Below are 566 nucleotides of genomic sequence, written 5' to 3'. Positions count from 1 at the left end.
GCCTGTTAAGCCCATTGGCCTGGAAGTTGTTATGGCTAAAGACGGAAAAAAGCCAACCGCCCGAACAAGTCCCCAGTGTGCATTGGGCTTATCTAAGATTAGGAAAACTCGCGGGCTGGAATGACAGCAAACGAAGCGGAATTGTGGGCTGGGAAAGGTTATGGCAAGGATGGTTTAAACTGCAAACCATCCTTGAAGGTTACCAGCTAGCCTTGTCTCTTGAGCAAAAGATGTGATCAAGAGACAGCGTATTTGCGGGGCTTTTTATTGTCTTAGTTTTAATAAAAACGACAGACATAAAAAATCCCTACTCTATGGCCTGTCTCTTCTACACAAATCCCTCGGTTTGCCCCGAGGGATTTTTTTGAACCATTTTCAATTACCCTGATCTGATCCTGACCTTTTGTTTCAGATACCACATACCATGTTTTTAAGTGAACCATCACTCTGGGCACAAAGCATTTTTCAGCGCGCACAATTAGGGGATGTACGAAGGACCAAACGGCTTGTACAGTTGGCGGCTCAACTTGCAGCTCATACAGGACAATCTATCGTGCAATCCCTTT

General features: G+C 45.1%; 1 protein-coding gene and 1 pseudogene. Both read left to right on the top strand.

Annotation, left to right across the window (positions count from 1 at the left end; genetic code table 11):
* A pseudogene (locus L5M28_RS24120) lies at window positions 1–236 on the top strand (IS4 family transposase); the annotation flags it as partial.
* Window positions 237–424: 188 nt separating this feature from the next.
* The coding region (locus tag L5M28_RS24115) for a transposase (RefSeq protein ID WP_263203336.1) at window positions 425–566 on the top strand (142 nt) is incomplete at its 3' end.

Source organism: Shewanella sp. SW32, from assembly GCF_025653365.1.
GTDB classification, from domain to species: domain Bacteria; phylum Pseudomonadota; class Gammaproteobacteria; order Enterobacterales; family Shewanellaceae; genus Shewanella; species Shewanella oncorhynchi.
This window is presented reverse-complemented; position numbering and strand designations above follow the sequence as displayed.